Source organism: Holtiella tumoricola (genome assembly GCF_027857615.1).
Lineage (GTDB): Bacteria > Bacillota > Clostridia > Lachnospirales > Cellulosilyticaceae > Holtiella > Holtiella tumoricola.
The window spans coordinates 1-20,265 of sequence record NZ_JAQIFT010000016.1; the positions used below are offsets into that span (position 1 = coordinate 1).

Below are 20,265 nucleotides of genomic sequence, written 5' to 3' on the forward strand. Positions count from 1 at the left end.
AATTTTTATTGATTACTTCTCTTGCTCCTTTTTGTCTTAGCTCTATTCTCTTCTTTATGCTTATAAACGAATAGGTAAATTGCGTTCTGCTAAGTAGGTTTTTAACTCTTTAATGGGTAATTCTTTAAAATGGAATAAAGAGGCTGCCAATGCTGCATCTGCTCTTCCTATGGTAAAAGCATCATAGAAATGTTCTTTATTCCCTGCGCCTCCAGAAGCAATAACAGGTATACCTACACTTTCACTAATACGTCTTGTAAGTTCTAAGTCATATCCTGCCTTTGTACCATCACAGTCCATACTTGTAAGTAGAATTTCTCCTGCCCCGTAGTCTTCCATCTGTTTTGCCCACACAATGGCATCTAGACCTGTATGGGTTCTTCCACCATGTATATAGACTTCAAAGCCTGTTCCATCTAATTTGCACTTTGCATCAATAGCTACAACAATGCACTGGCTTCCAAAGCGTTCAGCCCCTTTTGAAACAAGGATAGGGTCTTTCACTGCCTGTGAATTGATTGAAATCTTATCTGCACCTGCATTTAAAAGATTACGAATATCTTCTAAGTTTCTAATGCCACCTCCAACTGTAAGAGGAATAAAGACTTCACTTGCTGTTTTTTCCACTACATCTAGCATAATATTTCTCTCATCTGAAGAAGCTGTAATATCCAAAAAGACGATTTCATCTGCGCCTTCTTCGCTATAAGCTTTGGCTACTTGTACGGGATCACCAGCATCAATCAAATTGACAAAATTAACTCCTTTTACAACACGACCACCTGTTACGTCTAGGCAAGGTATAATACGCTTACTGAGCATTGTACTTTCCTCCTTCTGGCTGTTGCTTTTCAAATAAACCAACAGCTTCCTTAAGGTCGATTGCCCCAAGATAAAGTGCTTTACCTATAATAGCCCCTTCTACACCAGCTTCTTCTACTGCCTGTAAATCTGCCAATGTCGCAACCCCACCAGAAGCTACAATCCTAAGTCCAGTTGCTTCAACCAGTCGTTTGGTCTCCTCTACATTTGGGCCTTGCATCATACCGTCTTTTGCAATATCTGTATAGATAATCGTCTTTACCCCTAACTTTTTAAGCGCTAAGCAAAAATCTACTGCACTAATATCCGTCACTTCAAGCCAACCTTCTATGGCGACACGGCCCTCTTTGGCATCTACACCTACAACGATTTTGTCACTTCCAAAACGGTTAATGGCTTCTTTGACCAAAGCCTTATCCCTTACTGCTGCACTGCCTAATATAATACGATCTACACCTAAGGCTAACTTTTCTTCTATTTGAGAAAGGGTACGAATTCCGCCCCCTAGTTCTACTGGGATATCTACTGCTTCAATAATACTTTTGATGGCCGCTTCATTGATACTTCTACCTTCTTTTGCCCCATCTAAATCTACTAAATGTATGTAACTTCCACCTTCTTTTTCCCACCTTTTTGCCATTTCACTAGGTGTATCTTCAAATACTGTCACTGCATTGTAATCACCTTGTACAAGCCTTACACACTTGCCATCCTTTAAATCAATCGCTGGATAGAGTCTCATTTTTTCCCTCCCTTACTTGGTTTCATGCTTGATCATCTCATACTCAAACTATAAGCTTGCAAAATTCTTCAACATCTGTAAGCCTACCGTACTACTCTTTTCTGGGTGAAATTGTGCCCCATAAATATTATCTTTTTGTACAGCCACCCCAAACCGCTTGCCATAGGTAGTGTAGGCACTGATCATTCCCTCTGCGCCCTCCATATGATAGGAATGTACAAAATAGGCATAACTGTTATTGGGCACGCCTTCAAATATAGGTTCTTGCTTCACAATCTCCAATGTATTCCATCCCATATGGGGTACTTTCAAAGGTACTTCTAACTTCACAATATCTCCTGGTATGTAGCCTAATCCTTTATAGCTTCCATTTTCATAGCTGTTTTCAAATAAAAGTTGCATACCTAAGCAAATCCCTAAGAAGGGTTTGCCTGAATAGGCACTTTCATCAATCACTTCTCTTAGTCCTGAAGCATTAATGGTATGAATAGCATCTTTAAAAGCACCCACACCTGGCAAAATCACCTTCTCACTTTGACCAATGACTTTAGGATCCGCTGTAATGATAGACTCAACCTCTATACTTTGAAGTGCTTTATGGACATTTTTTAAATTTCCCATTCCATAATCAATAATTGCGATCATCTTACACCTCCAACATGCCTTTTGTAGAAAGTACACCTTGAATGCGAGGATTATAGCCAACAGCCTGTGCCAATGCTTTTGCAAATGCCTTACACATACCCTCTATGATATGATGGTCATTCTTGCCTCTTAAGATCTGGATGTGCAAATTCATTCCTGCCCGCACAGCTACTGCACGGAAGAATTCTTCCACCATTTGGGTTTCAAAGCTTCCTACACGCTCACTTGTAAACGGTGTATCTATATCTAAATAAGGTCTTCCTGATAAGTCTAGAGCACATAAGATCAAGGCTTCATCCATAGGTACAATACGGTCCCCATAGCGTTCAATCCCAGTCTTGTCACCTAATGCAGCTTTTATGGCTTGCCCCAGTACGATCCCTGTATCTTCAATAGTATGATGCCCATCTATATAAAGGTCACCCTTTACTTTAACTTCTAAGTTCATAAAGCTATGTTTACCTATATGTGTCAGCATATGGTCAAAGAAACCTATACCTGTTTCAATATCTACTTTTCCCTCTCCATCTAGATCGAGAGCAATATAAACTTGGGTCTCTGCTGTTTTTCGTTCTATTGTACTTTTGCGCATTTACATCTCCCCTTTAACTTTTGACTTTAAATCTCGCTTCACCTGCTCCATTTGTTCTTTAGTACCTATTGAAATACGGTAATAACGTTTTCCGTTATATTGAAAACGCTTCACATAGATAGAGGCTTCACGTAAATAGTCGTCCAGTGGCCATTTAGAATCTACCCATAAGAAATTGGTAGCAGAAGGATAAACTGTACATCCTAAGCTTTCTAAATAACTTTTAAAGTCCTCCCGACTTTCTACAATACTTTTTATTAACGGCATAATGTGTCCATGGTGGTTTGCTACCCAAGTTGCAATCTCTTCAGAAAAGCAATTTAAGTTATAAGGTGGCTTTACCTTACCGATCATCTGAATCACTTCTGGCGCTGCAAGGGCATAGCCTACACGGCTCCCTGCTAATCCATAAGCTTTTGAAAAGGTGCGTAATACAATCACTTGAGGGTAATCTTTTAACAACTGAATGCCACTCTCTTCTGTAAATTCCATATAGGCTTCATCAATGACTAGGAAGCCTATTTCAAGCTTTGCTAACCTTTTAATAGCCTCTAATGCCATCTTAGAACCTGTTGGATTGTTTGGATTACAAATAAAGGTAAGCTTCGGTTTATGTGCAAGGATTGCTTCTTCCAATGTCTCCACATTATAAGAAAAATCCTCATTTAAGGGCACTTCTATCACTTCTCCATGATTAACGTTTGCACTCAACTTATACATGCTAAAAGAAGGCGTAGGTACTACAATACATTCCCCAACTTCTAAAGTACTACGCATTAAACAATCTATGACTTGGTCTGACCCTACTCCACATAAGACCCAATCGGCTTCTACGTCATAGAGCTTGCCTATTGCTTCACGTAACTTGGTACTATCTGTATCTGGATAATAATTAATAGGCATGGTTTGTGCCCACTCACTCATATGCGCTCTTAACGCTTCTAAAACAGGATAGGTATTTTCATTAGCATCTAGCTTAATGCCTTCTATAATATACGGTGCATGGTAAGGCACCATCTCTCTCACACTTTTTCTAAATAGCTGCTCCATCTCATCTCCCCCTTATTGATTCTCTTTACGTACTTTAACAGATAGGGCATGGGCATATAAGCTTTCACTTTCTGCAAAATCAATGACTTGATCTGCCAAAGCATAAAATGATTCTGGTGTAAAAGATAATACACTGCTTCTTTTTACGTAGTCTTCTACACCTAATGGTGAGAAGAATCTTGCCGTACCACTTGTTGGTAACACATGATTAGGGCCTGCCATATAATCGCCTAAAGGCTCAGGTGTATAGTGTCCTAAAAAGACTGCACCAGCATTTTTAATTTTGCCTAGCCATTCAAAAGGTGTAGCGACTGCTAACTCTAAATGCTCTGGCGCTATATCATTGGCCGTTTCACAGGCTTTCTCTAAGTTTTCTTCTATTAAAATAACACTATAATTTTTAAGGGATTTCTTTAAAATCTCTTGGCGTGGTAATTGATTATAAAGGCGCCCTACTTCTTCTTGTACTTTTAACGCTAAAGCACGAGATGGTGTAATCAATACACTAGAAGCTAGTTCATCATGTTCTGCTTGAGATAATAAATCGGCTGCCACATAGGTTGGATTGGCACTTTCATCAGCAATGATCAATATTTCACTCGGCCCTGCTATAGAGTCAATACTTACATACCCATACACTTCCCTTTTTGCAAGTGCTACATAGATATTGCCTGGTCCTACAATCTTATCCACTTTAGGTATGGTCTCTGTTCCAAAGGCTAAGGCTGCCACTGCCTGTGCCCCACCTATTGTATAAAGTTCATCCACACCTGCTAAGTATGCTGCTGCCAGTACATTTTGTGGCACTTTTCCATCTTTACAAACAGCTTTAGAAATAGGCGTTACCATGACTATTTTTTCTACACCAGCTACCTTTGCAGGTACAATATTCATGAGTACAGAAGAAGGATAAGCTGCTTTACCTCCTGGCACATATACCCCAACACTAGAAAGTGGGATGACACGTTGCCCTAAAATTTCTCCATTAGGTTTCACATCCATCCAAGTATTTTGTTTTTGTTTTTCATGGAAGGCACGAATACGTTCATAAGAGAGTACCATGGCTTTTTTTAGATTGTCTGGAAGTTCTTCATAAGCCTTTTTCATCTCTTCATTGCTAATTTGTACGTTCTCTGCAGTTACATTGGCATTATCCCATTGATGGGTATAATTAAAAAGCGCTGCATCTCCTGTATGCCTTACATTCTCTACAATTTCTTTAACACCTAAAGCAAACTTACTTGTATCAAGATTACCTCGCTCTTCTAATATATTAAAAAACATTTTCTTTTCCGCTGGTTTTTCAATCATACGAATCATTTGATTCCCCCCTATTCCTATCTATTTATCAATCATTTGATTGTTCTAAAACCTTTCTAAGCTGTTTTAAAAGATGATCCACTTCTTCATGCTTCACTTTCATGCTAGCGGTATTGACAATCACCCTGGCAGATAGCGGCATAATCTCTTGTAAGACGACCAGACCATTTTCTTTTAAAGTGGCACCACTTTCTACAATATCAACGATTACATCAGATAAGCCTACAATAGGCCCTAATTCTACTGAGCCATTCAGCTTAATAATCTCTACACTTCTGTTTTGGCTTTCAAAATATTCCTTAGCTATAAGTGGATACTTGGTTGCAACACGTATAGTCTGACCAGACTCTAATAAAGCCTTTTTATGAGGCTCACCTGCAACAGTCATTTTGCAGCAACCAAACTGAAGGTCTAATACCTCATAAACATTTCGATTTTCTTCTACGATCGTATCTTTTCCTACAATTCCAATATCTGCAGCACCATAGTCTACATAGGTGGGTACATCTTGTGCCTTAGAAAGGAAAAATTGATACCTGGCATCATCACTGGTAAATAATAATTTACGACTTTTATCTTCCATCTCTTTACAAGTAATGCCTAATTCTTTCAATATCTCCATGGTCGTCTTAGCTAATCGCCCTTTAGCTAATGCAAAAGTAATGGTATGCATACTACTCCCCCTCTTCTTGAAGTGATGTGAGTGCTACTGTCTGCACCGTTCTACCTGCTAAGTCATATACATCTACTTCTTTTTCATTTTTAAAATGAAGTACGCCTCCTATTTCAGCTGCAATGGCATAGTCTAAGGCCTCTTCTAACCCCTTTGCTACACTTTGTTCTACAACTAGCCCCTCTTGCCTAAACTGAGTTGCTATTTGCTTCATAATCTTTCTTGTTTCAGGTTCACAAATCATCAATGTCTTTGCAGGCAATGTAGGTTGCTTATTGCTTTTTACTTTCTGCAAGACTGCATAAATATTAAGTCCAAATCCTACTGCTGGTACATCTACCCCAAAATAAGCCAGAAGTTTATCATAACGCCCACCTTCTATGACAGCTTCACCAATGCCTTCTGTATAACCTTGAAACATCATTCCTGTGTAGTAACTTGCATAGGACAATATACTAAAGTCAAACAAAATATATTCAGCTTTATTATCTTCTACTAAGGCTTTATAAATGTTTTCAAGTTCTTCTAATGTATGTAAGGTTGCTTGAGAGAAAGGCTGAGCTTTCACTTTTTCTAAAAGTTCTATACCACCTACTTGTTGCATCAGCTTACTAATGACATCAATTAAAGCTTCTGTGGCTTGTGTATCTCTTAAAATATTTTGTACTTTTACAGCATCTTTTTTATCAATGGCTTCATAGATATTGGCTTGTTGTGCTTTCGTTGCACCTATATCCTTTAGGAGACATTCTAAAAACTTTGCACTGCCTAAATGAATGGTGAAATCCTCTATACCTACTGCTTCCATGGCTTCTATGGCAAGATTAATTACTTCTACATCTGCTTCTATACTAGATGCACCAATAAGTTCAATCCCTGCTTGCGTAAATTCATGTACCTTACCTTGATATCGCTCTGGATATCTAAAACTATTGCTTACATATTGATAACGTTGTGGCATAGGTCTATTACTATTTTGAGTGGCTACAACACGGGCAATAGAACGCGTCATATCACTTCTCAGGGCAACAATTTCTCCTTGTTTATTCATCCATTTGTAGAGTTTTGGATTTTGGTAAGACTCATCTCCTAAGGTAAATACATCTAAGTATTCAAAAGTAGGTGTCTCAATCAAGTTATAGCTATAACTTGTAAATAACTTTCTCGTTTTATCTTCTATTTGTTGCTTCAAATAAGACTCTTCCCATAAATAATCTCTCACACCTTCTGGTATATGTAATACATAATTTTTCATTTACGCCCCCCGCTTCACTACTCTAAAGTGATAATGTAATAAATAAATTATAATAACTATTTGCTCAAAAATCAATAATTGTTTGTTTTTTTCTAAATAATATCCATTGTAACTTATATTTTCTACTTTACACAATAGCGCTAAATCTATTTTCTACGCATATTCTATAGCTTATCCACATATTATTTGATAAAATAGAACTATCTAGAAGGAGGGACTTATATGGCGATTATTAGACCTGAGAAGAAAGCTGAATATGAAATGGTTCATACCATTCATCAATCTGCTTTCAAAAGAGACATCGAGGCACAACTGGTAGATAGACTCCGTAAAACGAACTATTATCACTCTGAGCTTTCATTAGTTATCGAAGAAGATAATGACCTCTTAGGCCATCTACTCTTTACACGTGTTGTAATTAAAGACGGCAATAAAACATTTCCTGCTTTAGCATTAGCCCCTGTAGGTATTAAAGCAGATTACCAAGGAAAAAAATTAGGTACTCAACTTGTAGAAGAAGGCCTAAAAAAAGCGAAATATTTAGGTCACAAACTTGTTATTGTCTTAGGTGACCCTAAATTCTATACACGTTTTGGATTTGAAAGTGCAGCAAACTTCGAGATTACACCACCTGCTGGTTTTCCAGAAGAAGCTTTTCTTGTTGCTAAACTATGCCCTGAAGAAATTGATATTAAGGGACAAGTTCTATATCCTGTACAATTTAATATGACACTTAAATAATAAAAGGTGCTCACATAGATGAGCACCTTTTATTTTTATATTATTTGCCTGTTCCTGTTCCACCACTAGCTTCGGCACCTGTACTGCCTTCTGCATTTCCACTGTTTTCTGCATTATTTGGGCTACCATCTCCACCATTATCATAGGTAGGCGCATTTTCACCTGTTGTTTCGGTACCATTATTGTCACTTTTTTGATTAGTGTTGGCTTCTCCTGTAGTACCTTGATCATCTGTAGTTGTTGTTGGATCACCATTGCCATAGTTATTAGCACTTACTTCACCATTAAAGTATTGTTTGAAGCCTTGATCTGCCATGGCAATAAATTCCTCTGATGTTTGAGTTGCACCTGTTACAACATCTACAGCCATTGGATTTTGAACTGCGATTAAATTTTGACGAAGAGCTTCCATTGCTTCTTTGCCACTTACCCCAGTTTTTTCTTTCATGCCAGAGTTATACTCATCATCATCAGACTTTTTAGCACCACTATCATCTACATAGTCAAAATAGATTTCTGTTAATGTATCACCAGAGAAAGTGAGACGCATATGTGGGAACCAACCATATTGGTCTTGTTGTCCTTCAATCTCTACAACTTGTCCATTTTGAGCTGCCTCTTGTTTTGCCTCATCTTTATTACAACCTGTAAGCATAACAGTTATGCTCATTCCAACTAACATGAGCATAGTCATAAACTTCTTCATTTTTGTAACCTCCTAAAATAATTTGAATAAATAGTTTTTCTATAACCGTTAGTGTGCCACCATCTAAACTATTTATGCATATTTTGGCAACTAATTTGTTTACACTTTTTTATTTCCAACTCACTCCTTCTATATAAATTATCTAATAATTATTTTTTTAACAATTTTAATTTGACAATGATACACAAGAGGATTAACATAATAGTGTAGAATTTTTCTCAAAATACTTACAGCGAGGTGTATTACGGTGTACATTATTTATTTTCTTATCTGTTTAGGTGCATCTGTTTTAGGTGCAATTAGTGGTATTGGAGGAGGCGTAATCATCAAGCCTGTTATGGATGCTATTGGAACATTAAATGTTTCAACAATTAGCTTCTTATCTGGCTGTACTGTCCTAGCAATGACAACGATGACGCTTTATCGTAATCGAAATTCAGAAGTTAAAATTGATAAAAAGAAAGGAACCTATTTAGCCGTTGGAGCTGCTCTAGGTGGACTACTTGGAAAACAAATTTTCGATACAGTCAAAACCTTAAGTGGTAATCCTAATATGGCTGGTTCTGTTCAATCTTTTGTTTTAGCCTTAGTAACTATAGGTGTATTAATCTTTACACTTAAAAAGGCTAAGATTCGTCCTATTAAAGTAGAAAGTTCTGTTGTATCTCTTATTATTGGATTTGCACTTGGTACACTTTCTGCATTCTTAGGTATCGGTGGTGGGCCAATTAACTTAGCTGTTCTTTACCTATTCTTCGGTATGGACTCTAAAACAGCCGCTCTTAACTCTATTTATATTATATTCTTCTCACAAGGTATGAGCGTCATCCAAACCTTATTTAAAGGTGTTCCTGAATTTGAATGGCCAGTATTCTTTATGATGATTCTTGGTGGTATTCTTGGTGGAACAGTTGGTCCTATTATTTCAAAAAAACTCTCACTTAAAGGTGTAGACAAAATTTACATATGCATGGTTATTGGAATTATCCTAATCAGCATTTATAATGGTATTCACTACTTAGGTATTATCTAAATAAATTTCATATATTTTACTTGACAATAGAAGGGAACTGATCTTATGAGTATTTGCGCAAAATGTCCTACAAGAGGATGCTTAGAAAAAAATCCAGAAAAAATGCCTAAAAAATTATGCCCAAGCCGTAATGAAGATCTTCAAGAAAAAGCAAAATCTTTACATACTGGAGATGATTTAACTATTGCATTACAATCTGCATTAGTTGAATCAGAAGGTAATACAAATTGGACTCGCGTTGAAGAAACAATCCAATTTGCTAAAAAATGTGGTTTTAAACGTATTGGTCTTGCATTCTGTACAGGTTTACACGAAGAAGCAAAAACCTTTGTTAAAATTTTAGAACACCATGATTTAGAAGTTGTATCTGTAGTATGTAAAAACGGTGCCATTCTTAAAGGTTTCTTAGGTATTGAACAACCTGAAAAAGAAACTTACGTAAAAAATGATATTATGTGTAATCCTATTGGGCAAGCACTTCTCTTAAATGAAGCTGAAACAGACCTTAATATTTTATTTGGTCTTTGCGTAGGTCATGATACACTTTTCATCAAACACTCAGAAGCACCATGCACAGTATTTGCTGTAAAAGACCGTGTCCTTTGTCATAATCCACTTGGTGCTATTTATCAAGCAGATGGATACTACAAGAAAAAACTTTTTAAATAATTAACTTTATAACATAAATGAAAAAGAGCAGATTTTACTTTACCTAAGTAAATCTGCTCTTTTCATTTATTCCTCTACTACTTTGTTAAATCATTAAACATCTTAATGCCGTCATCTTTAACTTCACCATTTAAGATGAGTAAACCTACATAAGGTCCATTAACAATGACTTCTGCTTGTTGTGCTGCTTCAACCTCATCTGGGTAGAAAGCATTACCAACTTTGTCTTCTAATAACTTTTCCATGTTAGCAACTACATTTTGAACTTGGTCAGGTTTTGCTTTTGCAACAACAATAAGGCCTGGTCCTGGGCTAATACCTGTTTCTGCAATGGCATAATCTTCTACAAGACCTAAATCAATACGATATCTTTCTTGTGCACCTACTTCATCTATTTCCATAGGCATACGTACAAAACCTTGTTCAACCATTTGTGAAACAATCTCACCTGAGGTTATAGTTGGTACTACTTCTGGTGCTGTGCCACCACCGCAGCCAGCTAGCATACTCATACATAGTATAAGAGTTACAATTAACATGATAGATTTTTTCATCTTTGTGACCTCCTCATATTTCTTCTTATGATTCTTGCCACTTTCAATTTAATTATACGTTTTAGTCACCTTCAATTTGCAATACATTCCAACGTACAAGTAAGGTTACACCAAATACTAATACTGCTGCACCATAAATAATCCAATCAATGTGTACTGCAAAGTTTTCAATAAGCCCACCAAATAGAATTTGTCCTAAAGGAATACAAAGGGTTGCAAAGGCCGAACCAAAGGCTAAAACCTTACCTAGTAATGTGCTTTCTGCCTCTTGATAAAGGTAAGCAGCACTCAGTACATTGGCAATACCTAATACGCCCATAATGACCATGCCAAAGAGTATAAATAGCATCACACTAGTTACATTAGATCCTCTACCTGATTGGAATAGACTTATAGATATCCCCATCACAAACATAGAAATTGACGTTAAATACAGTAATCTATGTACACGTTTAATATGGAAATATAGTGGTTTCCATGTAATGATTACCCCACCCAGAATCATCCCTAAAGCAATCATTCCTTCTGCCATACCATATACTTCTGAAGATAGACCAAAAGTTACTTTGATGAGATAAGGTGCTGCTACACTAAATACAGGAACTAAAAAGAGATTATAAAATCCTGAAAAAAGTAACATACGAAAAATAATAGGATTTTTATCTTTTAAATAGATATAACTTTCTTTCATATCTCCTACAAACACTTGTAAGAAGGAATCTTGCTTTGCTCTTTTTGTTTGAGGAAGGTCTAAGAATACTTCCATAAGTGCAGAGCATAGGAAACTTAACATATTGATTACAATTACACCCTTTATGCCTAACCACCCATAAAGCATACCCGCTAAAATAGGTCCTAAGAAATTACTAAGGGATGCTACTTGCTGAATAATTGCATTGGCCTTTACTAAATGGCTTTCTGCAACAAGAATGGGAATACACGTATTGACAACAGGCTGATAAATAGTGGATATTGTGGATAAAAGTACCATAACAACAGCTACAATACCTACTTGGTCATTGCCTTGTAAAACAATGATCAAATACCCCAGTAACAAGATACTACTAGCTACATCTAAAAAGACCATGAGCTTTTTCTTATTCCCTCTATCTGCTAAAATCCCTGCAATAGGCGAAATAAGAACAATAGGGATCATAGAAACAGCAAGGATCGATGCAAATAAACTTGCTGAACCTGTTAAATCAAGTAAATATAAAGATAGGGCAAATCGCTGAATGGAACTTCCAAACAAAGAGATAATTTGTCCTAGTACAAGGATATTAAAATTCTTATGATACAATTTATTGGTCATATGCGCCTCCCTTCTTTTAATGTGTTTTACCAATATTAAAATCTACACATATTGGATACTGTTTCGTTTCGTCTAGCTGTAATTTTGCTTGAATGCCATAAAGTGTAAAGAGGTTCTCTTCTGTAATGACATCTAAGGGTTTACCTCGAAAAACCACTTCTCCTTTTTTCATTCCAATCAGATAATCTGCAAATTTAGTGGCATTGTTTAACTCATGTAAGACCATTACAATGGTACGGTTTTGCTCTTTATTTAATTTCTGTAATAGCAAGAGTATTTCTAACTGATGTGCCATATCAAGATAAGTTGTTGGTTCATCTAACACGAGAATTTCTGTTTCTTGTGCTAATGCCATAGCAATCCAAGCACGTTGTCTTTGACCACCTGATAAACTATCTACAGGACGTTCGGCAAACTCACTCATGCCAGTCACCTCCATGGCCCAGTTCACTTTCTCTATATCTTCTTGTTTTAGCCCACCTAAAGCACTCTGATAAGGAAATCTTCCATAAGAAACAAGTTCTTTCACTAAAAGACCTGAAGGGACAACGGGGCTTTGAGGTAATACAGCCATTTTCTGTGCAATTTCTTTAGGTGCTTGTGCTTTAATACTGGCACCATTTAAGTAGATTTCTCCTTTTTTAGGGGTAATAATACGTGCAATGGTCTTGAGTAATGTAGATTTACCACATCCATTAGAGCCAATAATCATGGTTATTTTACCTTTAGGAATCTCTATATTCATATTTTTTATAATATACTTTTGTTCATAGGCTACATCTAGGTCTGTTACTTTTATTGCTTCCATCTGTCCCTCCAACTTTTTATTCTTTCATCATTAAATAAATGAAATAAGGTACACCAATAATAGAGATGGTAATACCAACAGGTATCTCTATTGGTGAAAATACATTTCTTGAAATTGAATCTGCTAAAATAATAATAATACAACTTACTAGAGCTGCTAGTGGTATTTGTCTCCTATGCACTGGACCACCTAATCGTCTTGCAATATGTGGCCCAAGTAACCCTAAAAAGGCAATGTTTCCTGCAACAGATGTTGCAAGTGCAGCCAGTGCAATGGCATAGAAAAATAATGTTTTTCTTTCCTTCTCTACTTTTACCCCCAGGCCAATGGCAATTTCATCTCCTAAGTCAAGTACATCTAAAATTTTCGCCTTCCAAATCACTAACCCTAAGAATATCAATACAAGTGGTGTAATGAGGAAGAAGAACTTCCAACTACTCCCCCATAAGCTCCCACTAATCCAAGTGAGTACTTGGTTGTAATCTCCTTTAGACATATTCAGTTGATATAAAGAAATCACTGCATTGATCCCAACATTCACACCGATCCCTGTTAGAATAAGCCTTGTTGGTGATACACCTTTTTTATAGCTTAAGCGGTAAATCAAACCACCACTAAGTAAAGCACCTATAATAGCTACAATAGGCATCATAAATAATGCCATGTCTCCCATTTTGTCATAGTAACTTGTCTGCCCATAAGAAATGAGAAAGACTACAGCTAAGGCTGCCCCTGCATTAATCCCTATCATCCCAGGTTCTGCAAGCTCATTTCTCGTCACACTTTGCAAAATACATCCTGCTGTTGAAAGACAACAAGCAACGATCATGGCAACTATAATACGTGGTAAGCGAATATCAAAAATAGTTACTTCTTGAAGGGGTGTTCCGTCTCCCATTAATGTTTTTACGATATCTGGAAACGCTATCGTATTGCTTCCCCAGCTCACCGCTAAGAAAAAGACAGCTACCAAAAGAAGACTTGTGATGATACTTACGATTATTAAACGTTTTTTCATGGTTAACTCTCCTTTCTCACCATCCATATAAAGAGTGGCACACCCACCAATGAAGTAAATAGTCCGATTGGTGTTTCATAAGGTTGATTGACAAGCCTTGCTAGTACGTCTGCCCAAATAACTAAAGTTGCACCACATAAAAAGGAAACTGGCATAATAACACGGTAATCTTGTCCTGTAATTTTTCTTACAATATGTGGCACGATTAAACCTACAAAAGCAATATTTCCTGCTACTGCTACACAAACGGCACACATTGGAATGATGAGTAGTAAGGTATACATACGAATTTTAACTGGATTTTCGCCAAGTCCTATACATACATCTTCGCCTAAATTGACAATGTTGATCTTAGGTGCTAGGAATAAGGCCATTAAAGTTGTAATCCCACCAACACCTACTACTAACTTTACACTCTCCCAAGTTGTTGCACGAAATCCACCTGAAATCCAAAAAGCTAGATTTTGTGATTTATTTGTAAGTAATGCAATCACCGTTGCCATTGAAATAAAGAAAGTACTAAGAGCAGTACCTGCTAATAATAGTCTTGAGATATTCATATTCCTAGCATTTTTCATACTAAAGCCAAGGACTAGAAGTCCACTAACTAATGCGCCAAGAAAAGCCGCTACTGTATTCCCAAGTAAACCATAGAGCGATGAACTGGCGCCTACTAAAGCGATAGCAAAAGTAGCCCCTTGAGTAATACCCATAAGTGAAGGTTCAGCTACTGGGTTTCTTGTTACTCCTTGCATCATTGCCCCCGTAATCCCAAGAATACCGCCTACAAAGGCGGTACTAATCACTCTTGGTATACGAACATCTCGGACTAATTGCATATCTAAAATATCTTCATAGTGAAAGATACTATCCCATACTGTTTGTAAAGGAATATTCTTTGCGCCTGCACAAATTGCAATAACTAGCCCTATTACTGCAACGATGCTACATCCACTAACAAGAAAAGCTGTTTTCTTATTCATGCATGCTTTGAAGTAATGCTTCTACTTCTTCTACGAACGCTAATCTTCCAATTGGGCTATAACCTTGATTGAAATATGGACTTGCTGGTAATGTTACAACATTTCCGTTTTTCACAGCTTCTGTTCCGTTCCAGATACTACTTGCAGTTAACGCTACCAAGTCTTCTTCTGTTGCAATGGCAAAGATATAATCTGAATCGATTTGTGCTAATCCTTCAAAAGTTACAACTGGTAAACTAATATTTTCTTGTTGTGGCATACCTACTGGTTTCGCTAATCCCATATCATCATATAAGATTGTTCCCAGCCCTGCACCATCAAAGATAAATAAACTGCCACCACTTGCTAAGAAAGATAAGTAACTGCTTTCTTCACCATATGTTGTTCTAATTGTTTGACCGACTGCTTCAGCTTTTGCTAAGTAATCATTAATCCATGCAGTTGCTTTTTCTTCTTCACCAAATATTTGAGCCACATGCATAAAATCTTCTTTCCAATCCATTTGTTTCATTTCCACCATCACAACTGGTGCAACCTTTGATAATTGATCATACATTTTTTCTTGTACAGTTGAAATTACAATAAGGTCTGGATTAAGTGCAATAATAGCTTCTACATCCATTTCAGCTAACATACTGTATCCTAAGATTTTAGCATGTCCAAGAACATTTTCTAAGTAGCTTGGGAATTTTGTATAATCATAGCCATCACTATTTGCTGTACCAATCACTTCATAGCCTAAAAGTGATAAAATATCACTGGCACCACTAATATCTACAATACGTTCTGGTTGTACTGGAATTTCTACTTTACCCTTTATATCTGTTACAACGCGTGTTGCTTTTTCTTCTGGTGCTTGATTGGTATCTTGTTCATTACTTGTATTACCACTTGCACATCCTACAAGAGCAAGGGCTAATATAAATAAACTCATTAATAATAAAATAGATTTTTTCATTTTCTTCTCCTTATCTTTCTCATAAGTTCTATACAACTTCCTTTAGTTAGTCTTTACTAACTACTGAAATGAATTATACATAGCCTTCCACTTTTTACACAAGCTTTTCACCTTTTTTCATTATTTTGTCATCTTATAAGCTTATTTTATAGCTTGTTTTCTTATAAAAAATCTTTTATACTTCTTTTATATTTTTAAACACGGAGAAAATACTATGCATCCAATTGTTCAGTCATCAAAAGTCTTTCGTGAGACTCTATTAAAGAAACTTTCTTTTGTTCCTCATAAACATGATCACTGCATCCTTTATAAAGATCCAAACCATCCTGAAAATGGCTATTTTCTATTTTATGAACGTCCAGGTTATTATTCTTTTGGCATTGCCGATTATACCATTCCCCATGCCTTCAAGCTTATTTTTGATAATCCAGAGCATCTGATACGTTTTGGGAGTGTATACCAAGGTGCTACCAACTTCAAATTAGAAAATCAACCTGTTTCTTCCTTTACGCCTTCCTCCTTTTTTGTTATGGAAAAAGGCATTAAAGGACAACAGATATGGACAAAAGGACAACATTTCCATGGGGCAGAATTTACCATACACGAGACTTACTTTACAGAGGTTCTAGAAAAGCAGCTTCATACGTCTTTTAGTTTTGATAAGTTTAACGAAAACTTCACTTACCGTTATCTCCCTCTTGATATCATGTCGCTCTTAAAAAAAATGCATGCATTAGCCAATCAGAATGCCCTGAGCCTCATTTTATTAGAAAGTTATCTTTTACAGTGTATTGCTATTCTCATAGATACCGTAAATCAATCTCCTGATAACGCTTTTACTAAGCAGCTTCATTATGGCAAAGTAAAAATTGGAACTAATAAATATCTACATTTAAGTAGTGAAGATATTAGGTCCATTCAAAAGGCACATGCGATTCTTACGGAAAATATTCAATCGCCGCCAACTATTGAGCACTTAAGCGAACTTGTTCTCCTTAATACTCAAAAATTAAAAGCTGGATTTAGCTACTATTATCATTTACCTATTGGCCAATTTATTACCTCTACACGTATGTCTTTGACTGCCAATTTACTCTGTACAACAGATGAAAGTATTTCTGAAATTGCTAAGCAGGTAGGGTATCCCTATACAAGTAATTTTATTAAAATGTTTAAGCAAACTTATCATTGTACGCCCCTTGAATATCGCCATAATAGTAGAAATTTGAAACATCTTTGTAGTCATGATATACTAGCTTTAACAAATAATAAATGATACATTAAATAAATATAAAAGAGGTTACTTATGGGTATAAATGAATCAGCAGAAAATTACTTAGAAACTATTTTCATGTTAAGCAAAAAGCTTCCTGTTGTTCGTGCCGTTGATATAGCTAATGAATTAGGCTTCAAAAAATCTAGCGTGAGTACTGCTATGAAAAATCTTCGTGAAAATCAACATATTACAGTAACCGATGCAGGTTATATTTCTTTAACCGAATCCGGTACTGCCATTGCTGAGATGATTTATGAAAGACATGAAGTCTTATCCTATTGGCTTCAACACCTGGGTGTGGAAGAACATATTGCATTAGAAGATGCATGTAAAATTGAGCATGTCATCAGTAAAGAGAGCTTTGAAGCAATTAAAAAAAGTATTAAATAGAACTTCATTAATCTTTTATTAGACTAAAAGAGGTGCCTCACTAGTTACTGACTAGTGAGGCACCTCTTTTTATTTTACTCTACTATTTATTTTTTTCATAAATTAAGTACAGCCCTTTAAGTGTTAATAGACCATCATATTCGTCTATAACATCTGTACCATCTTTAATAATTTTTGCAAGGCCACCCGTTGCAATAATCTTCATATCAGGGCAACCCATTTCTTCTTTAACTTTCTTTACGATATATTCCACTTGACCAATATAACCATAAACAAGGCCTGCTTGCATACTAGAGATTGTATTTTTACAATCTAATATACTCTTTGGTCTTCTAATCTCCATATCTGGTAGCTGTGCAGCACGTTGCCACATAGCATCTGCACTAATTCTAATACCGGGAGTGATTAGTCCACCAATAAACTCACCTTTTTCATTCACAATATCATAAGTTGTAGATGTGCCAAAGTCAATAGCCATACAAGGTGCACCATAGAGTTCATAAGCTGCTACACAGTTAACAATACGATCTGCCCCTACAGCTTTTGGGTTATCTGTTCGAATAGGAATACCTGTTTTTAATCCTGGTCCTACTATAAGTGGTGTTTTCTTAATATATTTCTTAATGCTATTGGTTAAAGAATACATAATGTTCGGTACCACTGAAGAAATAATAGCTGCTTCAATCTCCTCTATATCTATTCCCTTATTTCTTAACATCTCCACCATTGTAATACCATACTCATCAGAGGTACGCGGTATTTGGGTTGTCATTCTAAAACTTACGACTAACTCCATACCTTTCATAACACCCATCACAATATTTGTATTACCTATATCTATTGTTAATAACATTGCTTTCCCTCTTCCTTATATTCCGTCCCTTTAGTTAAAATAGTTTTTAACTTGATCCAGTATAATGTCACCTAATTCGCTTTTTGTCATTTGTGGACATGTAATCATTTCACCATTTGCTTTAATAATGGTTGCAATATTCGTATCTCCTTTGAAGCCTGCACCAGCTTGTGCAATATTATTAGCTACAATAAAGTCTAAATGCTTCTTCTCTATTTTGGCTTTAGCATAGTCAATAATATTTTCTGTTTCCGCTGCAAACCCAACCAATACTTGATGTGTTTTCTTTTCACCTAAGCTTTTTAAAATATCTGGGTTTGGTACAAGATTCAACATTAATGTATTGCCATTTTTTTTGATTTTATGATTACTTTCTTGTTCTGGTCTATAGTCTGCTACTGCTGCTGTCTTAATAACTGCATCTGCCCATTCAAAATGTTCATGTACAGCGTCATACATCTGTCTCGCACTTTTTACATCGACACGCTTAACACCAGCTGGACATTCAAGATGAGTAGGTCCTGAGACAAGAATAACTTCAGCCCCTCTTTTGACTGCATCTTCTGCTATACTATATCCCATCTTACCAGATGAATGGTTTGTAATATAGCGCATTGGATCAATGGCCTCAACGGTTGGTCCTGCTGTGATGAGTATATGCTTACCTAAAAGGTCTTTTTCTTTTTCAAGTGTTTTTGTTACATAGTCTACAATGGTATCTGGTGTAGGTAGTTTTCCACTGCCTACATCGCCACATGCAAGCCATCCTGCCTCTGGTTCTATAAATAAATAGCCTTTAGATTTAAGGTAGGCTATATTTTCTTGGACTATTGGATTCTCATACATTGCGGTATTCATAGCTGGTGCAATCACTACAGGACATCTTGCTGCCATCACTGTTGTTGAAAGCATATCATCTGCTATACCATTTGCAATCTTTCCTATAATATTAGCTGTAGCTGGTGCAATAAGCATTAAGTCTGTGCGTTTTGCTAATGCAATATGCTCAACTTCCCATTTATGTGGTCTCGCAAAAGTATCCGTTACCACATAGTTATTTGTAAGAGTCTCAAAAGAAAGTGGATTGACAAATTCACAAGCATTTTCTGTCATAATCGTATTCATTTCATACCCTAATTTTCTAAGCTTACTTGCTACATCTAATACTTTATAAACAGCTATACCACCTGTAACGCCTATTAAAACATGTTTTTTCATGATTGATTTACCTCTAGTATAGTTTTTCTCTAAAGATACTCTTTAGTACTTTACATACAGTAGCTACAATAATGGCTGCAACTATGGCCTCAGGAATCCCATTCATTCCTACAATCCCCATAATCACACCAAATAAGGCTTCAAAAGCTACTTCTTTAGCAGCAGCGTATTGTTGACCAAAGAATAGATAAATGCCACCCATTACTAGTATTGTATTGGTTAATGAGCCTACAACGCCTGCTACTATATAAGCTAAAACATTACCTTTATTCATTTTACTTACCCACTTATAACTATAGAAAGCTGTAATCCCAATAAGGGTACGTGGTACAAGTGCAATTACTAAACTCCATATATTGCCTTCGGAACCTGCTATTGTAATAAATGGTGAAAAGACAAATGAAGTAAGTGCTGGAGTCATTGTATTAATAATAACTGACATAATCCCAAAAGCTAGACCTAAAATAGCGCCTCCTACTGGTCCTAAGAATATAGCACCAATAATAACTGGGATATGTACGGTTGTTGCCTTAGTAAATCCTAAGGGTACAAATCCTAATGGTGTAAATGCTAGCAAAATTTCAATGGCTAACAATACCCCAAGTAATGTTAAGAACTTCGTATTTTTTAAACTTTTCATATTAACC

23 protein-coding genes are annotated in these 20,265 nt (G+C 36.3%); 5 read left to right on the top strand and 18 right to left on the bottom strand.

Translation table 11 applies throughout. The features are described 5' to 3' along the window. Positions 1-60 precede the first annotated feature (60 nt). The 8 genes from hisF to hisZ all read right to left on the bottom strand — a co-directional run bounded on the left by hisF (position 61) and on the right by hisZ (position 7,099). The gene (gene hisF, locus PBV87_RS03615; RefSeq protein ID WP_271011179.1) at positions 61-822 is read right to left on the bottom strand and encodes an imidazole glycerol phosphate synthase subunit HisF; all 762 of its coding nucleotides are present in this window, start codon (positions 820-822) and stop codon (positions 61-63) included. Beyond that, entirely contained in the window at positions 812-1,564 is a 753-nt protein-coding gene (gene hisA / locus PBV87_RS03620) for a 1-(5-phosphoribosyl)-5-[(5-phosphoribosylamino)methylideneamino]imidazole-4-carboxamide isomerase (RefSeq protein WP_271011180.1), read from the bottom strand. The genes hisF and hisA overlap by 11 nt, the downstream gene beginning before the upstream one ends. A gap of 48 nt (positions 1,565-1,612) precedes the next feature. Further along, positions 1,613-2,209, bottom strand: a complete 597-nt coding sequence (gene hisH, locus PBV87_RS03625) for an imidazole glycerol phosphate synthase subunit HisH (protein WP_271011181.1) — start codon at positions 2,207-2,209, stop codon at positions 1,613-1,615. A 1-nt stretch (position 2,210) separates the two neighbouring features. After that, on the bottom strand, positions 2,211-2,801 hold the full coding sequence (gene hisB, locus PBV87_RS03630; RefSeq protein WP_271011182.1) for an imidazoleglycerol-phosphate dehydratase HisB: 591 nt from the start codon (positions 2,799-2,801) through the stop codon (positions 2,211-2,213). Then, on the bottom strand, positions 2,802-3,851 hold the full coding sequence (gene hisC / locus PBV87_RS03635) for a histidinol-phosphate transaminase (protein ID WP_271011183.1): 1,050 nt from the start codon (positions 3,849-3,851) through the stop codon (positions 2,802-2,804). It abuts the gene before it with no gap. A gap of 12 nt (positions 3,852-3,863) precedes the next feature. Then, the gene (gene hisD / locus PBV87_RS03640) at positions 3,864-5,135 is read right to left on the bottom strand and encodes a histidinol dehydrogenase (RefSeq protein ID WP_271011405.1); all 1,272 of its coding nucleotides are present in this window, start codon (positions 5,133-5,135) and stop codon (positions 3,864-3,866) included. A 64-nt stretch (positions 5,136-5,199) separates the two neighbouring features. Next, a complete protein-coding gene (gene hisG / locus PBV87_RS03645; protein ID WP_271011184.1) occupies positions 5,200-5,844 on the bottom strand; it encodes an ATP phosphoribosyltransferase in 645 nt (214 codons plus the stop codon). 1 nt (position 5,845) lies between these two features. Further along, the gene (gene hisZ / locus PBV87_RS03650) at positions 5,846-7,099 is read right to left on the bottom strand and encodes an ATP phosphoribosyltransferase regulatory subunit (RefSeq protein WP_271011185.1); all 1,254 of its coding nucleotides are present in this window, start codon (positions 7,097-7,099) and stop codon (positions 5,846-5,848) included. A 222-nt stretch (positions 7,100-7,321) separates the two neighbouring features. Here hisZ and PBV87_RS03655 point away from each other — a divergent pair, with 222 nt between their 5' ends. Then, positions 7,322-7,840 carry a GNAT family N-acetyltransferase gene (locus PBV87_RS03655; RefSeq protein ID WP_053984150.1) on the top strand — a complete coding sequence of 173 codons (519 nt, stop codon included), beginning with the start codon at positions 7,322-7,324 and terminating at the stop codon, positions 7,838-7,840. A 40-nt stretch (positions 7,841-7,880) separates the two neighbouring features. Here PBV87_RS03655 and PBV87_RS03660 read toward each other — a convergent pair whose 3' ends face one another. Further along, entirely contained in the window at positions 7,881-8,546 is a 666-nt protein-coding gene (locus tag PBV87_RS03660) for an FMN-binding protein (RefSeq protein WP_053984151.1), read from the bottom strand. A gap of 247 nt (positions 8,547-8,793) precedes the next feature. Between PBV87_RS03660 and PBV87_RS03665 the strand changes: the two genes are divergently transcribed. Beyond that, the gene (locus PBV87_RS03665) at positions 8,794-9,579 is read left to right on the top strand and encodes a sulfite exporter TauE/SafE family protein (protein WP_053984152.1); all 786 of its coding nucleotides are present in this window, start codon (positions 8,794-8,796) and stop codon (positions 9,577-9,579) included. Between the two features lie 45 nt (positions 9,580-9,624). Next, positions 9,625-10,248 carry a DUF1847 domain-containing protein gene (locus PBV87_RS03670; protein WP_271011186.1) on the top strand — a complete coding sequence of 208 codons (624 nt, stop codon included), beginning with the start codon at positions 9,625-9,627 and terminating at the stop codon, positions 10,246-10,248. Between the two features lie 77 nt (positions 10,249-10,325). Here PBV87_RS03670 and PBV87_RS03675 read toward each other — a convergent pair whose 3' ends face one another. The 6 genes from PBV87_RS03675 to PBV87_RS03700 all read right to left on the bottom strand — a co-directional run bounded on the left by PBV87_RS03675 (position 10,326) and on the right by PBV87_RS03700 (position 15,881). After that, on the bottom strand, positions 10,326-10,802 hold the full coding sequence (locus PBV87_RS03675; protein WP_053984154.1) for a DUF4358 domain-containing protein: 477 nt from the start codon (positions 10,800-10,802) through the stop codon (positions 10,326-10,328). Positions 10,803-10,863: 61 nt separating this feature from the next. After that, the gene (locus PBV87_RS03680; RefSeq protein WP_271011187.1) at positions 10,864-12,114 is read right to left on the bottom strand and encodes an MFS transporter; all 1,251 of its coding nucleotides are present in this window, start codon (positions 12,112-12,114) and stop codon (positions 10,864-10,866) included. A gap of 16 nt (positions 12,115-12,130) precedes the next feature. Beyond that, a complete protein-coding gene (locus PBV87_RS03685) occupies positions 12,131-12,922 on the bottom strand; it encodes an ABC transporter ATP-binding protein (protein ID WP_271011188.1) in 792 nt (263 codons plus the stop codon). 16 nt (positions 12,923-12,938) lie between these two features. Beyond that, positions 12,939-13,940 (bottom strand): FecCD family ABC transporter permease, encoded by a 1,002-nt coding sequence (locus PBV87_RS03690; RefSeq protein WP_271011189.1) that lies wholly within the window; start codon positions 13,938-13,940, stop codon positions 12,939-12,941. A gap of 2 nt (positions 13,941-13,942) precedes the next feature. Next, entirely contained in the window at positions 13,943-14,923 is a 981-nt protein-coding gene (locus PBV87_RS03695) for a FecCD family ABC transporter permease (protein ID WP_271011190.1), read from the bottom strand. Next, on the bottom strand, positions 14,916-15,881 hold the full coding sequence (locus PBV87_RS03700) for an ABC transporter substrate-binding protein (RefSeq protein ID WP_271011191.1): 966 nt from the start codon (positions 15,879-15,881) through the stop codon (positions 14,916-14,918). The genes PBV87_RS03695 and PBV87_RS03700 overlap by 8 nt, the downstream gene beginning before the upstream one ends. 214 nt (positions 15,882-16,095) lie before the next feature. On the opposite strand from PBV87_RS03700, the gene PBV87_RS03705 reads away from it, so the two are divergent. Then, the gene (locus PBV87_RS03705; RefSeq protein WP_271011192.1) at positions 16,096-17,157 is read left to right on the top strand and encodes a helix-turn-helix transcriptional regulator; all 1,062 of its coding nucleotides are present in this window, start codon (positions 16,096-16,098) and stop codon (positions 17,155-17,157) included. Between the two features lie 30 nt (positions 17,158-17,187). Beyond that, positions 17,188-17,547 carry a metal-dependent transcriptional regulator gene (locus PBV87_RS03710; RefSeq protein ID WP_053984161.1) on the top strand — a complete coding sequence of 120 codons (360 nt, stop codon included), beginning with the start codon at positions 17,188-17,190 and terminating at the stop codon, positions 17,545-17,547. 82 nt (positions 17,548-17,629) lie between these two features. Here the strand turns inward: PBV87_RS03710 and PBV87_RS03715 are convergent, their stop codons facing one another. The 3 genes from PBV87_RS03715 to PBV87_RS03725 are packed head-to-tail and all read right to left on the bottom strand — an operon-like array spanning position 17,630 to position 20,258. Then, positions 17,630-18,400: a type III pantothenate kinase gene (locus tag PBV87_RS03715; protein WP_053984162.1), complete on the bottom strand. Its 771-nt coding sequence runs from the start codon at positions 18,398-18,400 to the stop codon at positions 17,630-17,632. 30 nt (positions 18,401-18,430) lie between these two features. Next, a complete protein-coding gene (coaBC, locus tag PBV87_RS03720) occupies positions 18,431-19,618 on the bottom strand; it encodes a bifunctional phosphopantothenoylcysteine decarboxylase/phosphopantothenate--cysteine ligase CoaBC (protein ID WP_053984163.1) in 1,188 nt (395 codons plus the stop codon). Between the two features lie 13 nt (positions 19,619-19,631). Continuing rightward, on the bottom strand, positions 19,632-20,258 hold the full coding sequence (locus PBV87_RS03725; RefSeq protein ID WP_053984164.1) for an ECF transporter S component: 627 nt from the start codon (positions 20,256-20,258) through the stop codon (positions 19,632-19,634). Positions 20,259-20,265 lie beyond the last annotated feature (7 nt).